Annotated in this window: 16 protein-coding genes; 1 reads left to right on the top strand and 15 read right to left on the bottom strand. The window is 30.1% G+C overall.

Features of this window, described 5'->3' with window-relative positions; genetic code table 11:
* Positions 1-102 precede the first annotated feature (102 nt).
* The 12 genes from B3J31_RS07060 to B3J31_RS07005 all read right to left on the bottom strand — a co-directional run bounded on the left by B3J31_RS07060 (position 103) and on the right by B3J31_RS07005 (position 11,860).
* Positions 103-1,377, bottom strand: coding sequence for a radical SAM protein (locus B3J31_RS07060; RefSeq protein ID WP_346873824.1), 1,275 nt, complete (start codon positions 1,375-1,377; stop codon positions 103-105).
* Between the two features lie 6 nt (positions 1,378-1,383).
* Positions 1,384-2,247: a methyltransferase domain-containing protein gene (locus tag B3J31_RS07055; protein ID WP_346873823.1), complete on the bottom strand. Its 864-nt coding sequence runs from the start codon at positions 2,245-2,247 to the stop codon at positions 1,384-1,386.
* Entirely contained in the window at positions 2,244-2,819 is a 576-nt protein-coding gene (locus B3J31_RS07050; RefSeq protein WP_346873822.1) for a class I SAM-dependent methyltransferase, read from the bottom strand. Before B3J31_RS07050 ends, B3J31_RS07055 begins: the two co-directional genes overlap by 4 nt.
* A 269-nt stretch (positions 2,820-3,088) precedes the next feature.
* Positions 3,089-4,237, bottom strand: coding sequence for a tRNA uracil 4-sulfurtransferase ThiI (thiI, locus tag B3J31_RS07045; protein ID WP_150843697.1), 1,149 nt, complete (start codon positions 4,235-4,237; stop codon positions 3,089-3,091).
* A 1-nt stretch (position 4,238) separates the two neighbouring features.
* Complete coding sequence (locus tag B3J31_RS07040) at positions 4,239-5,372, bottom strand: cysteine desulfurase family protein (protein ID WP_346873821.1); 1,134 nt, start codon at positions 5,370-5,372, stop codon at positions 4,239-4,241.
* Between the two features lie 141 nt (positions 5,373-5,513).
* The gene (gene tnpB, locus B3J31_RS07035) at positions 5,514-6,635 is read right to left on the bottom strand and encodes an IS200/IS605 family element RNA-guided endonuclease TnpB (protein ID WP_346873820.1); all 1,122 of its coding nucleotides are present in this window, start codon (positions 6,633-6,635) and stop codon (positions 5,514-5,516) included.
* Positions 6,636-6,750: 115 nt separating this feature from the next.
* On the bottom strand, positions 6,751-7,878 hold the full coding sequence (locus B3J31_RS07030) for a peptidase S41 (protein WP_346873819.1): 1,128 nt from the start codon (positions 7,876-7,878) through the stop codon (positions 6,751-6,753).
* Positions 7,879-8,226: 348 nt separating this feature from the next.
* Positions 8,227-8,997, bottom strand: coding sequence for an ABC transporter permease (locus B3J31_RS07025; RefSeq protein WP_346873818.1), 771 nt, complete (start codon positions 8,995-8,997; stop codon positions 8,227-8,229).
* Complete coding sequence (locus B3J31_RS07020) at positions 8,991-9,692, bottom strand: ABC transporter ATP-binding protein (protein ID WP_035135480.1); 702 nt, start codon at positions 9,690-9,692, stop codon at positions 8,991-8,993. The genes B3J31_RS07025 and B3J31_RS07020 overlap by 7 nt, the downstream gene beginning before the upstream one ends.
* The gene (locus tag B3J31_RS07015; protein WP_150843692.1) at positions 9,692-10,060 is read right to left on the bottom strand and encodes a GntR family transcriptional regulator; all 369 of its coding nucleotides are present in this window, start codon (positions 10,058-10,060) and stop codon (positions 9,692-9,694) included. The genes B3J31_RS07020 and B3J31_RS07015 overlap by 1 nt, the downstream gene beginning before the upstream one ends.
* Before the next feature lie 162 nt (positions 10,061-10,222).
* On the bottom strand, positions 10,223-11,245 hold the full coding sequence (gene recA / locus B3J31_RS07010; protein WP_150843691.1) for a recombinase RecA: 1,023 nt from the start codon (positions 11,243-11,245) through the stop codon (positions 10,223-10,225).
* A 111-nt stretch (positions 11,246-11,356) separates the two neighbouring features.
* Positions 11,357-11,860, bottom strand: coding sequence for a CarD family transcriptional regulator (locus tag B3J31_RS07005; protein ID WP_150843690.1), 504 nt, complete (start codon positions 11,858-11,860; stop codon positions 11,357-11,359).
* Positions 11,861-12,014: 154 nt separating this feature from the next.
* Between B3J31_RS07005 and B3J31_RS07000 the strand changes: the two genes are divergently transcribed.
* Entirely contained in the window at positions 12,015-12,443 is a 429-nt protein-coding gene (locus tag B3J31_RS07000; RefSeq protein ID WP_167402972.1) for a MarR family winged helix-turn-helix transcriptional regulator, read from the top strand.
* 97 nt (positions 12,444-12,540) lie between these two features.
* Here B3J31_RS07000 and B3J31_RS06995 read toward each other — a convergent pair whose 3' ends face one another.
* From B3J31_RS06995 to B3J31_RS06985, 3 genes are all read right to left on the bottom strand, one after another.
* Positions 12,541-12,894, bottom strand: a complete 354-nt coding sequence (locus B3J31_RS06995; protein ID WP_150843688.1) for a hypothetical protein — start codon at positions 12,892-12,894, stop codon at positions 12,541-12,543.
* A gap of 374 nt (positions 12,895-13,268) precedes the next feature.
* Positions 13,269-15,041: a GH3 auxin-responsive promoter family protein gene (locus tag B3J31_RS06990; protein ID WP_346873817.1), complete on the bottom strand. Its 1,773-nt coding sequence runs from the start codon at positions 15,039-15,041 to the stop codon at positions 13,269-13,271.
* Positions 15,042-15,160: 119 nt separating this feature from the next.
* Positions 15,161-15,502: a hydrogenase maturation nickel metallochaperone HypA gene (locus B3J31_RS06985; RefSeq protein ID WP_035133487.1), complete on the bottom strand. Its 342-nt coding sequence runs from the start codon at positions 15,500-15,502 to the stop codon at positions 15,161-15,163.
* Positions 15,503-15,570: the final 68 nt, after the last annotated feature.

The raw sequence follows: 15,570 nt of genomic DNA, 5'->3' as shown, positions 1-15,570 counted from the left end.
ATATTTAATATAGAATCTTTTTTATTTATGAATTGTCTTTTAGCCAATTATAATCTTAAAATAATACAGAAAAGGTGCTTTTTAAAAGCCCCTTTAATTTCCTTACTGCAAATCACTATAATATTTAGGATATCTATCACTTTTATTCTTATTACAGATATTTATTGCCTTTTCCTTACTAAGTGGAAGTATCCCTTCTGATTGCTTAAATACTTCCCTATTTACTTTTTGAGCAAAGCATCCAACTTTAGGCTTGCCTATATGATTTTTCATTTCAATCCATAGTTTTTTTATAGATTCTTCTTTTACATTTCCAAAGTTCATAGGCACAAAATCACAGGGATATAATTCTCCCGAAGCACTTATATAGGAATGTTGATTTCCTGCTCCACAACCAAATTTTAATTCACTTTCTGTATAAGCAAAGGTACTTATCTTAGATAAATCACTTATTTTATTTGCCTTATGTTGCAATTTTATAAGCTTTTCTCTATCACTTTCACTATACATTACATTACTTAATTGTTTTTCTGTTAAAAGATTGCCACTTAGGATAGGTTCAAGTATCTTAACTTCATGGGCCCCATTATCCTTAGCAAATTTAAATAACTTAAATAACTCTTCCTCATCAAGATTTTCTTTCAATATAACGGTTTGTGCCATTACATATAACCCTGCTTTATTTGCATTTCTAAGAGCTTCAATAGCATAATCAAAGGCATTTTCATTATTTCTATTTTTATTGTGTATATCTTTTTCATAAGAATCTAAACTTATTCCAATGCCAAATAGACCACTATCCTTTAACTTTTTTGCTTTTTCATAGCTTAGATTAAAACCACTGGTAAATAGAATAGATGTACTTCTATTATCTATACTTCTTACTATATCAAATATATCTTCACGTGCCATGGGCTCTCCTCCTGTAATTCCAATAATAGGAGTGCACATTTCTTGAAGCTCCTGTATAACCTTAATCCATTGTTCCTTTGTTAACTCTTCTCCTAATTGTCTACTTTTTGCACTACAATAAACACAATTATTAGGACATTTATGTGTTATACATAAATACATAGAAATAGGTGCAGTTCTCTCTGCATAGATTTGCTTTGTAAATATGTTTTTAGGCTCATGAACTGCTAGTACATTTTGTACAAAGGACTTAGATGGAAAGGGTGGTAAAAATGTACTCAGTATATACTTGTCCTCATGCTTCACTAGCTTTTCACCCTTTATAAAACTTCTCATCATTTTTATATATTTTAATAGATTAAACTGCTTATCTTCCCTTAGAATATTATAAATGTCAAATATACTCCTTATAACATTTTTATCAATAGCCATTTGAGACATGATTTTTAAATTATTTATGCTCATACATTTCTATTCCTTTCTAAATACTCCATAGGCAAATTTATGATTTATTTCATAAGCTTCATTTTTATATTTCTCTTTCTTTATTTTTTCCACTATAAGAGGTTCAACTTCATTATAATTATTAAATATCTTCTTAGTGCCTGCCAATGCACCAGTTATATTTAACCACTCCATAAGTTCCTCTGGCTCCTTAAATCTAAAAAACACTTCACCTTCATCTACTTCTAAAACCTTAAAATCGTACTGCCTGCACCATTTAACTAAGCCTTTCTTCCCCTTTGGTAAATTTAATCTTATATCCATAGGTTTAATTACTTCCTTTTCCTTCTCTCTCATTACTTCTAGAAATATTTCCTCTATCTTATCTAAAGTTCCATGAACATTTGTAATTATAGCTAATATACCCTGGGGTTTTAAAGCATTATTAAAGAGCTTAAATAATTCATGATGATTGAAATAAGAAAGTGCCCAACCAAAAAATATCACATCAAATTTTTCATTAGACTTTTTCAAAAATTCAATACCATCACTATTAATAATAGTAACCTTATCCTTATTAACAGCATTTAACTTCTCAAGCATTTTACTCGATTGGTCTACAGCTGTGATTTTATACTTTTCAGATTTATCTAAAAGGCCCTTAGTTATATATCCTGTTCCACAAGCAAAATCTAGTATCTTCAATTCCTTATTTGGGTCTATATACTTTGAATGAATAATATTATCAGAATGTGTTCCCATTTCTTTGAGCCAATGATTATAGGTATTAGAAACTTTATCGTACTCTGCTCTATAATCTTCTTTGCTTACAACTTCTTTTTTAAAGAGTTTATAGCCAACCTTTAAGTAAAATACCATTTTATTTATCATATTTTCTCACCTACAAATATAAAATAATAGCCCTTATCATAAACTTTACTTATATGAAAATGTTCTTCAAGCAAAACCTTAATTTCATCTTTAGTTCTAAAAAACAATCTTCCAAAGAGAATAAATTCAAATAATCTTAACAACCTGGTTCTTATATGATTTTTATGGAAATCCATAATAACTATTTTTCCACTATCCTTTAGTATCCTACTTATTTCAGCAATGAGCTCCTCTTGTTCTTTGATATGATGAAAAACATCACTCATTATAACTGTATCTATAGAACCACTATCAAAAGGCGTGCTTAAAGCATTACCTTTTATAACTTTAACATTGCCTCTTTCCTCTACTCTTGAAAGCATCTTCTCACTTTCATCAAGGACATATACAGTGTTACAGCTATTACAAATATGATTAGCCAAAAAGCCAGTGCCTCCCCCTATATCTACAACCACTTCATCCTCATTAATACTGGCTGCATCTTCTATATCTCTAATCTTATATAAGTTAAAAATAGCCATAAACTTATCATAATATTTATAAACCTTATCAAAATCCTTAGTATTTCCCATAGACACCCTGCCCTTCACCATGAAAAATATTTACTAAATATATTATAACATTCTTACAACAGCTATTACACAACATTTAACTTATCAGGTAATCAAAACCTTTTATTAAGACTCTGTCATATTTAGTTTCACAATAAATGACTATGCTGTTAAGCCAGAGATGACATTTTACTATGATTATCCAAATTTTCATCTAAAAAAAGGATGCAGTTTAGAATTACTGCATCCTTTTGCTTATTTATTTTTTGAAGATGCCTTAACATCAATTATTAAAGATCGTTGTATATCTCCATATTATCTATACATTCTTGAACAAGTCTATCAATATCCAGTATACTTTCAGAATTTCTTATTAAGTCCACTCTAGGTTTTATTTTGGGATGCTTTGGTACAAATATTGTACAGCAGTCTTCATAAGGAAGTATAGATGTTTCATAGGTTCCAATATCTCTAGATATATCCATAATATCTATTTTATCCATAGCGATAAGAGGTCTAAACACTGGTCTATCTGCCACGTCATTGCTGACCATTAGCCCCTCCATAGTTTGACTTGCTACCTGGCCTATGCTTTCACCGGTGGTTACAGAGTTTATATTATATTTTTCCGCCACAGCACAGGCAACTCTCATCATAAATTTTCTCATTATTATAGTAAGCTCATTCTCAGGACATTTTTCTATTATATCCATTTGAATATCAGTGAAAGGTGCCACGTAAAGATTGATTTTCCCAGTGTAACCCTTTAGTAATCTTGCCAAGTCCTTTACCTTTTCTTTAGCTCTTTCACTAGTGTAAGGATGGCTGTGGAAATAAATAGCGTTTAATTCTACCCCACGCCTTGCCATCAAATATCCAGCAACAGGAGAATCTATACCACCAGAAAGCATAAGCATAGTACTACCATTGGTGCCATAAGGCATTCCTCCAACAGCTTTTACCCTTTTAGAATATACATATGCCCTTTTTCTTACTTCCACATTTATTATTCTTTGTGGTTTATGAACATCTACCCTTAATCCTTCTACTGCGTTTAATACTACAGCACCAATTTCACGACTCATCTCCATAGAATTTAAAGGGAAGGCTTTATTTGCTCGATTACTTTCAACCTTGAAGGTAGTTTCTCCAAAATCCTCAGCTTCCACAACCGCTTGAGCACTGATAGCTTCCATGGTAGGTTCTACTTCAGTAACTAAACAAACTTCAGAAATGCCAAAAACTCTTTTTACTTTTGACATTACTTCCTCCAAATCTTCACTATAGAGGAACCATCTTCCTTGATCGCTTATAAATTCATATCTGCAATCCTTAAGTACCGAAGCTATATTTTTCATGAGTTTTTTTTCAAAGGTTCTTCTATTTAATCCCTTTAAAAAAATTTCCGATGCATATTTAATAAGTAATAGTTTTCTCATATTATTTTCTCCTTAAAAATTTCAAACTTTTTTCTAGTACTTCTATAGTGTAATCTACTTCTTCTTTTGTATTAAACTCATTAAAGCTAAACCTTATGGTTCCCTTTGTTTCCTGGGTATTAAGGCCTATAGCTTTAAGCACATGGCTATCTCCTTGTTTCTTTGCGGAACAGGCAGAACCGGTAGATACATATATTCCCTTTTCCTCTAAAAGATGTAGTAGTACTTCGCCTCTTACACCTATAAAGGAAACACTTAAAATATAAGGACTGAAACACTCCTCACAAGGACTGTTTATCACTATATCTTTTATATCTCTAAGTCTTTCTATAAAATATTCTTTAAGCTCACTTACCTTTGAATAATTAAGTTGAACATTATTATATATAATATCTGAAGCCTTTACAAAGCCTATAATACCCGGTAAATTTTCTGTTCCTGATCTAAAGTTTCTCTCCTGTCCACCACCGCTTATTAAAGCCTTAGGATTAAATCCTTTTTTTATGTAAGAAAAACCAACTCCTCTAGGACCGTGAATTTTATGGCCACTAACGGATAACAAATCTATTTGGGCTTTTTTTACATCTATCTTAAACTTTCCATAGCTTTGGACCGCATCTACATGGAACTTAACTCTAGGACTTTTTTCCTTTATTAATGTCCCTATAGCTTCTATATCCTGTACAACTCCCAGCTCATTATTAACATGGATTATGCTTACTAATCTAGTGTCACTATTTATGCTGTTTTTTAGTTCTTCTAGAGATATACGACCCTTATTATCAACCTTTAAATAAGTAACCTTAGTCCCTGCTGCTTCCAATTCCCTAAAGGTATTAAGTACGCTAGGATGTTCAATTTCACTAGTTATTATGTGCGCACCTACCCCTGTAAAACCTTTTACTAAAAAATTATTGCTTTCACTTCCACCAGAAGTAAATATTATTTCATCCTTGGTACAATTAATAGTCTTAGCTAGTTTGTCTCTTGATTCATTAAGAGCTATTTCTGCCTTAAGGCCTAAACCATGAGCGGATGAAGGATTTCCAAAATTATTTTTCATTGTATGTACCACAGCATCTATTACCTCATCATAAGGTTCAGTGGTGGCACTGTTATCAAAATACACTTGCATAAAACCACTCCTAATCTATTATTCTACTTATTATTTGAACTACTCGGCACTAAAGTGCCAAGATTCCTACTTCATAGAAAAGAGTAACCTCTCTTCTCCATAGGCTAACAAGGTCATCCCGACCTCTTTTTTTGCTATTTTCTATTTTCTTGTGGCTAATATTCTTTGTCCTTCTTTTAAGATATTTATACTTGCATTATAATCTCTATCTAAATGAGTATTACAAGAAGGACATATCCATTCTCTATCACTTAATTTTAATTCCTTATTTTGATAACCACAACAATGACATAGTTGACTGCTCGGATAATATTCTCCAATTTCTACTAAAGTTCTTTTATACCAGTCAGCCTTATATTTAAGCATTTGTATTGCTTTATTTATACTTACATTAGCTAATTCTTTAGCTATATTTTTATATTCTTTTGATGTCATCATCATTTTTACAGAAAGCTTCTCTATATTTATAATTTGGTTTTCTTTTATAATTTTAGTTGTTTCTTTCTGTAAAAAATCTTCCCTTATATTAGCCACTTTATTATGGATTTTAGCTAATTTTAACCTTTGCTTTTCGTTATTCTTAGAACCTTTTTGTTTTTTACTTAATTTTCTTTGTTCTTGTTTTAACTTATGTTCATAAACAAAAAGCGTTCTTGGATTAAATATGCTTCCACTATTACTTAAAGTAGCAAAGGTTTTAATGCCAAAATCAATACCAACAGAAGTGGCTAATTTCGGCATAGATTGTACTTCTACTTCACAAGTAACAAAACAAAAATATTGATTTAAATTATTTTTAGAAATAGTTGCTCTAACTATTTTATATTCACTAATATTTTTATTCTTATAACCCTTATACTTAACCTTGCCGACTTTAGGAAGCTGAATATGATGATTTTCTATTTTAATGTTATTATTAGTGAAATTAGTAGTGTATGAGTTCTTAGGATTTCTTTTACTTTTAAACTTAGGGAAACCGAATCCATCCTTAAAAAAGTGGTCATAGGCAGAATGTAAGCCCTTCAAAGCATTTTGCATAGAAAACTTATCTACCTCTTTTAAGAAAGGACGTTCTAATTTAAGTTGAGTTAATAATTTAGAGCAATCCTTATAATTTATAGAAGTACCCGTATTTTTATATAGATTAATTTTATAATCCAAGAAATAATTATAAACAAGACGGGTACAACCAAGAGTTTTATTTAATTTAGAAGATTGCTCTAAATTAGGATAAAGTCTAAGTTTAAAAGATTTAAGAACCATACAATTTCACCTCCAATAATAAAATTAATCTATAAAAATATTATACCCTCAAGAGAGTGTATAAATGTATATAAAAAAGGTATTATACGTAAAACTTCTGATCTTAGGGAGCAGGTCACTCTAACTCACAGCTAAAGTCACGAGTGTGCGAGTGACTTCTATCAATTTTTTCATATACTGTCTTATCTGGATACAGAGACATAGTACTATCATCATCTATCAATTTATAATATCGAGTTGAGTAGCTAACACTAAATTTACTATTTGGTAAAACAAATCTTAATATCTCCCCATAACAATTAGGTTTTCCTCCTGAAGGTTCACCCCAAATAACACAGTTTGTCTCAAATTTGAATTCATAAGCATTAAGTAATCCTGATGAAAAAGTCTCTCTTCCTATTATTACTTTCAGATTTTCCTTATTGTTAATTCTAGGATTATTCTTTATATAGCATAATAAAGGTTCTAATAATTTGGAATCTCCACCCAGATTATTTCTTAAATCTATAGTAATTTTATAAGTAGAATTTTTCTCTATAAAGTCTATAATCTCCACTATTTTTGTACTAATTTTTATATTTCCCTCTTCCCTACAATAATTATACTTTATGTAAAGTTCCTCTTTATCTTCTAAATATTCATACCACAAATTCTCATTAGGTCTTCTTGCATATAAAGGCAATTCACTGTCTGAATATTTTAATTCTTTAATATTAACTGTTTTAACTTTAACTGTATTGTGTTCTGTTGTTATTTTTATATTATCCATAGAATCTGATATCAATAATCCATATAAAACTTCTGCAACCTGCATATACTTCATACTCTGAGCCTTAAAAAAATATTCATTTTCAAAAGATATAATTTCTGAAAGTTCATGAAGAATTTTATCCATGCTAACATCTTCAATTGCTATAACTTTCTTAAATAATAAGTTTTTATAAGCCTCACTAGTTCTTATAATATAAATGCCGTCCTCAAACCAATAAAACTTAATAGGCAAATACTTATTAGCAGGAAATGCAACTGATGTATGGGCATCTCCAATTGAGGCAACCACCCTTGAAATCTCTACCTTCATCTCTTCATAATCAAGGTCACCTATCATTGACTTTAATTTATCTATCCTACTATCAAACTCTTCCCTACTTATATTAAAAAATAAATTTTTATGCTTTTCTATGAGATTTTCTCTCAGAAACTCTATATCTTCTAACCATTTTTCTTCCCATTGGCTTTTCATAATATTACGCTCACCTCTTTATTTATGTCTCCTTAGTAAATAATTCCTAATTTAATCATGTTACTAAGACTTTAACATAAAATCTAATGCTTAAATAGTTATATTTTAAAATATGATTCCTATATTAAATCATGTTCTTTATCCTTGTTTAAGTATACTTAATCCCGCTTTCAAAATATGAAAACCCCTGAAACCCGCATGGCTACAACAAATAGTTAAATAGTTAAATAGTTAAATAGTTAAATAGATTCATATATTTATATTTAAATAGATCTCTATTTAAATAGTATAATAAAAACAAGCTCCAGTTTAAGTTTATTACTAAAACTGGAGCTTTAAATTTTTTTACTATTCTAGATTAAGCTTATTCTTCATGATGTAGTTAGTTATACAGAATAAAATTGTGAAGAAAGTTAAACAAACTATAATTCCGCAAAGTATTGCATAGTGTGAAGATAGATAAATAAAACTATCACTTGCAACTAATATAGTCATACCTATTCCTATTATTGATTGTTTAGCAATGCTTAATATCATAAATCCAGCAAATCCTCCTAATAATTTTTTTGATTTAAACAACTGGCCTATAGAAAGTGATGCATAAAGCATCATAATTTGATGAGCTAAAGCTACAATTCCCAATATTATAAATTCTATTATACCGAAAACATTTAATCCAATTTCAAAGTAAATATTTTTAAATTCTCTAATTACTTCTTTTAATACCCCTGGTTCATAGGCCATTACAAATATAGATGTTGCAGCTATGAAACCACTTATTATAGTCCATACCATAGATACTACTAATTTATTAACTATATTTTGAGAACTTTTTACTGGGATAGTATTCATTAAATATCCTTCATCACCAAATAGGTTTTTATAAAATCTTTGTACAGTTATAAAAAGTGTTCCCACAAAAACTGCCACCATAGTTACGAAATATCCTATCATTGTTATAATGGCAGGAATTCCACCTAAGAAATCCATATTTACCTCAGCCATATTAGTTCCAATAAATATCTTATTAATAATTGAAAATCCTAGCAATGCTCCATAAAGAGGTAGCATTATTCTGCCTGTAGCCTTAAATTCATATTTCATTAATTTTCTTAGCATCTAAATACCTCCCTAAATAGTTCATCTACTGTCTTTCCGCTACTTTCTCTTATTTCATCTACACTTTTTTGTAGCATTATTTCTCCATTTGATATAAAAACAACATCATCGAGAACTTTCTCTATATCTGCTATTAGATGAGTTGAAATTACTACAGTTGCATTTTCGTTATAATTGCTTATTATAGTGTTTAAAATATAGTCCCTTGCTGCTGGGTCTACCCCTGCAATAGGCTCATCTAAAAAGTATAACTCTGCTTGCCTACTCATAACTAAAATAAGTTGAACCTTTTCTTTTGTTCCTTTTGATAAGGTCTTAAGCTTGACATTTGATTCAATATTTAACTTACTTAGCATATCATAGGCTCTCTTTTCATCAAAATCCTCATAGAAGTCTTTGAAAAAATTTATAATATCAGATACCTTCATCCAATCATTAAGATAGGTTCTTTCAGGGAGGTAAGAAACTATTTTTTGAGTTTCTATTCCCTGAGGAAGTCCCGCTATCTTTACTTCTCCCGACGTTGGCTTTAACAACCCATTAGCTAGCTTTATTAAAGTCGTTTTACCACTACCATTAGGACCTAAAAGTCCAACTATTTTGCCTTTTTCTAAAGTTAAATTAATACCTTTAAGTGCTTCCTTATTGTCATATTTTTTAACTAATTCCTTACACTGAAAAATTGGTTCACCCATTACTCCATCTCCTTTGCCACTTTCCCTAGAAATTCCATGATATCCTCATTACTAAGTCCTAAACTTTTCATACTCTTAAGAAAATTTACTGCTTGGTCTTTAGCTATATCCAGTTTAATCTCTTTTATCATATCTATATCCTCCGTGATAAATCTTCCACTAGTCCTTTGACTATAAACAAACCCTGACCGTTCTAACTCTGCTAAAGCCTTTTGTATAGTATTAGGATTAACTGATGCCTCTTCAGCAAGCTCTCTTACCGTTGGAAACTTTTGTCCTGGCTTGTATTCTCCTGAAATTATCTTTAGTTTAATCTGCTCAATTAATTGAATATATATAGGCCTTTGGTCCTTAAATTCCCATGCCATCTAATCACCCCTCTTGTATTATTGTGTTGTTGTACTAACTCCTTAATACAATAATACAATCTGCAAATAATCTTGTCAATAGTTTTTTACATAAATATAAAAAAATAAAAGAAAGAGAATATCCATAATATGATGATTCTCTTTCTTTTATATTTAAACCATTTATTCATCTTCCTTAGTTTGTTTTACTAATTTAAGATTATATTTTTCTCTTATTATATTTTCTATTTCAAAGGCTATTTCAGGATTTTCTTTTAGATATAACTTAGAATTTTCTCTTCCTTGACCAAGTCTAGCATCTTTATAAGAAAACCAAGATCCACTTTTTTCAACTATATCTTCCTTAACTGCTATATCAATAAGTGCACCTTCCTTTGAAATTCCTTCGTTGTACATTATATCGAATTCAGCTAGCTTAAAAGGCGGAGCAACCTTATTTTTGGTTACTTTTATCCTTGTTCTACTTCCAAGAATATCTTCCCCCACTTTTATAATATCTGTTTTCCTTATATCAAGCCTAACTGATGAATAAAACTTCAGCGCTCTTCCACCTGTTGTTGTTTCAGGATTACCAAACATAATACCTATTTTTTCTCTTAGTTGGTTTATAAATATAACAACACATTTAGATTTATTAATTGATCCAGTTAATTTTCTTAAGGCTTGTGACATTAACCTTGCCTGCAATCCTATATGAGAATCCCCCATGTCACCTTCTATTTCAGCTCTTGGAACAAGGGCAGCAACAGAGTCAACCACAAGGACATCTAAAGCATTTGATCTTACAAGAGCTTCAGCTATTTCTAGTCCTTGTTCTCCAGTATCAGGTTGAGAAATAATCAGATCATCAGTATTAACACCCAGTTTTTTCGCATAGGATGGATCCAAAGCATGTTCAGCATCAATATACGCCGCTGCACCACCACTTTTTTGAGCTTCTGCCACTATATGTAGTGCTACTGTTGTTTTACCAGAAGACTCTGGTCCATATATCTCCACTATTCTTCCCTTTGGAACTCCTCCAACGCCAAGGGCTATATCTAAAGCAAGACATCCTGTTGGGATAGCTTCTATATCCATTGTTGAGGTTCCTCCAAGCTTCATTACGGAACCTTTTCCAAATTGTTTTTCTATATGGTTCATAACTGTTTCTATGGCCATACTTCTATCATTACTTATATTCATTTTTATCAACTACCCTTTCAAAAGCCCTTATAGCTTAAATTATGTCTCACCTTTTTAACTTCTACTGAGTAAAACAACCCTCTTTAACATACACTTCTATTATGAGCATATTTAGTAGTCATTTTCATTAATTAATCTAGCAACTTTTCTATTTATTACTTCAAAAGTTGTGTTTAATTTGAAGGCCAATTCTGTAAACAATATACTTTGAACATAAGATAAAAGTTTGATATCTTGCTGATGAAATTTCCTTCCTTCTGCTTCAATTTTAAGCTTTTTTCTCATTAAAGTACTTATTACCTTAGAGATTTCTTTACGATCTCCATTCTTTACAACCTTAGAATATACTTGGTTTCTTTCAGCATTTGCTTCTATCCAATCTACACCTGGTTCCCTGAAAGATTCTAAGAGTTCTTCTGCCTCTTCTTTATTTACAAGCTGTAACATAGCTACCTTATCACTCTCAACTGGGACGCTTATACTTAATGAACTATCGTCCACTGGGTGCAATTTATAGTAATTTCTTTTTTTACCACCTATTTTTTGTTCACATATGTCATCTACACGGCAAATTCCATGGGCCGAATAAATTATTAATTCTCCAATATTAAACATTTCAATTTCTCCCTTGTTGTACTTTGTCAACTAAGTTGACTAATTTCATTGTACATTAAATTTAACAAATTGTCAATTAAATTGACAATTCTTAATGAATTATGTATATTATTTGTATATTATTTTAGTAAAGATTATGATTGGAGTGAAGCCATTGAATTCTGAATTACAAAATTTACATTTAATTGATTTAATAAGTGAGCGTCACGTTCTACTTCGTAGAATATGTGAAAAATCATGGAATGATAGTAGTGATATACATATTTCAAACTCTGAATGGTATATCATGGCAAGAATATATAATAAAAAGACAACTCTATCTTACGTTACAAAACATGTTGATATCTCTAGGCAAGCAACTCATAAATTTGTAAAAAACCTTGAAGCAAAGGGCTTACTTGAAATTACAAATTCAACAAACAATAATAGGGATAAATGTTTGCAGTTGACTCCCTTAGGCGAAGAATGTTATGAAATAAACTTATCTCAAAAGGCAGCCATAGAGCAAACACTATGTGAGAAAATTGGAACTGATAAGGTAGAAGTACTTAAAGATATGTTAAAACTAGAATGGGACATATAGCTAATAAGATAGCCTTATGTCTCTGCTAATGTGTTTTTATTATATCTTTAGAATCATAAGGGTATGCAATGACTCTCCATTTATCAAAAACTAATGATTATTTTGCATCTTTTGCTTTTGCAAGTTTTGCTGCTGCTCTCTTTTCTGCAAGTAATATTTTTTTCTCTTCCTTTGCAGCTTTTTCAAGTATTTCTTTTTCCTGTTTTTCTTCTTTTCTTTTCTCTTCTAGTTCAGCCTTTGACTTTTCTTGCTTTATATGCAATTTTTCTAATATACTATTCTGAACTTCCTCATTTGATGCTTCTAGAAACATTTTAAATGCATCTGGATATACGAAAGCTTTTACTCCAAGTTTATCTTGAAATTTCACTAATATCTTATCGCCCTCTACCTCCGTTATAACTCCTGATCCGAATTTAATATGATTAACTTGCTCATTTTTTATATTCATTTTTCACCGTCTCCTCTCTAATTTCAAACTAGTGTTTTAATAATTTTTACTTTCAACCATTCTTCTTTCATGCTATTTTTCTTTTTTAAAATATCATTTACCTATAGCATAAACCAACGACTCATAGCTTTGTAAGAAACCTTATTATAAAAAAACTCAAAACCACCTTCAGATGGTCTTGAGTTTTCATACACACTGACAATATAATAATATCATTTTTACTTTTACTTGTCAAATTTACTTACCCATATGATTACATAAGTATAAAAATTATCCATTATAATCTACTAATTATTATATAATTCCATTTCCTTATTATTTAAATCCTCACATGAACGCATAGCTAGAATTGTTTCTTCAATTATTGAAGTATATCATATCTTATTTCTATTAATAATACTTAATATACTCCTATTATTAGAAATAACCCTTGGAATTTTAATTTGATTTTTTGATATTCCCTTTTTATATAAAGATTCCTTAATTGTATTGAAGGTATTTGGTTGTAAAAGTATTACTTTTACCATAGATAAATTCTTGTTATTTCTAGCTCTATCATAGGCTAAGTTAGAACTTCTAATCTCCTTATCCAAGGTTTCCTCTAATAATTTAATCTTATAATTAGACATACTATTTTTAAATTCAAAGTAAAATGCATATCTTCCAGGAGTAACCGAGTTATCAGGCATTGTAGTATAATCTACTAAGTTTAAATTTAATTTTTTTATTGTACTTTTTATTGAATTAGTTAAATGTTCTTCATTAGTTTTTTCAGATACCATATTCAACACTTGATTCTTCCTATATAAAAACTCTACTTCAGGACAATTATTATAAAATCCAACTACCTGAATAACATCACCCATTCTATATCTATAGAGACCTGCATAATTAGTAACAACTATTTCATACTTTGTCCCTATTTCTAGCTCGTCTAAACAAAGGGTATGCTGACTATCTTCTTCCCCTTCTTCTTGTGGAATAAATTCATAAAAGGCAGTGTCAGGGATAATTACATATCTTATCTTATTTGCATAAGGATTAATTCCAATCATAGCCTCAGTAGCAGCATAGGCTGGTGAATAAATTGGCAATGAATCAGTATAATAATTTACTTTATCATCATATATAGAAAAGTTTGCTCCAGTTACTGTGGCAATATATGATAAATTAGGCCATACTCTCCTACTTATACCCTTCAATCCTTTTTCAAATTCATACTCTAATTTATCAGCTCTACTAGCATCAGGAGAAAGAAGTGAATTTAACTTTTTTCTAGTTTTTTCATCAATATTCAAATTATTTCTTATACATCCTCTTCTTATATCTCTAACTAAATCCTGATGTTTACTTTCTAATATCCTAAATAAATCCAATATATTAGATATAAAAACTCCACTAATATATAAAAGATTAGTTTCTTTTAATGCAAATAGCAGATTAAGATAAAGGGAGGATTCCTTATCTTTTATTTTCATGACTTCTATTGGTGAGGTATATAAGTATGGTAATATGAACCTTATACCATTCATCCCGCCAGAAGTAGCAGAACATATTGGTACTCCTCCTTGGGTATAAGTTGTCATTACTATATCAACTATCATTAAACCTCTTCCATAATTCCAATTTTCTCTAAAGTTATCATAAGAAAATTTATTGGTAAGTAAGGCCATATATTTTGAAGCAAGTTTTCTACTTGTTTTAGTAGATGGAATTAACTTTTGCTTTCCTGTGGTTCCTGATGTATGACCAAAGTATTCCACATCTTTACTTATTAAAATATTCTTTTCACCATCTGACATTCGTCTTATATAGTTTTCGTAATAATCATATTGGGTTAATGGAACATGTTCTTTAAAAACATCTATGGAGTTGATATCTCGAAAATTAAACTTAATTCCGATTTCACTTTTGCAATTTTCTCTTAATATTTTCAATAACACTTCTTCATTTACTTTTTTGCAATTTCTAGTTTCTTTATCAAACTTCTTTTTAACTAATCCCCCACCTTCAATGGCGATTTTGTACAAGGCATTGCTTATAAAGCTCGTAATAACACACTTCCTAAGTATTTGTATATATCTAATGTATGAAAAAATATAGAATGCTGTTACACCTTGATGAAGTCGAATTGCTTTAAATCCCATCCACGACTAAAAGAAAAAGGGCTGCAAATAAATACTTATAATTTACAGACCTTATAGTTCTTATTTTATTTTCAGTAAATTATTTATTAAAGTTTTTATGTAATCTTCCAAGCCTTACTTTAACAAGCAACTATTTCCTTTATCATAAACTCTTTTCCACATAATAACTCCCATTCTTCACTTGTACAGCTTGGACACTTACTACTATTCTCAATGATATTAAAAACTTTTCTACATTTTTTACAGATTGCATTACCTGGTAATATTTCAATCTTTAATTTTGTGTCCTGTAATCTTGTACCATCTACTGCTACCGGATAACAAGATTCAATATATTTAGGAATCATTGAAGAAAGTTCTCCAATTTGTAAAACTATTGTATCTATTTTCTTTAATCCATTCTTTTCTGCGAAATTTTCAACAGTTTTAACCACTTCAATTACTACACCTAATTCATGCATTAAAATCACCCTTCTTATCTAGGGAAAAAGGTGGAGGGTAACTATATGTTCCCTCACCTTTTCTCCTG

This window comes from Clostridium sp. UBA5988 (assembly GCF_002435615.1).
In the GTDB taxonomy this organism is placed as follows: Bacteria; Bacillota; Clostridia; order Clostridiales; family Clostridiaceae; genus Clostridium_J; species Clostridium_J sulfidigenes.
Note: the sequence above shows the minus strand (reverse complement) of the source record. Positions and strands in the feature narration are given on the sequence as shown.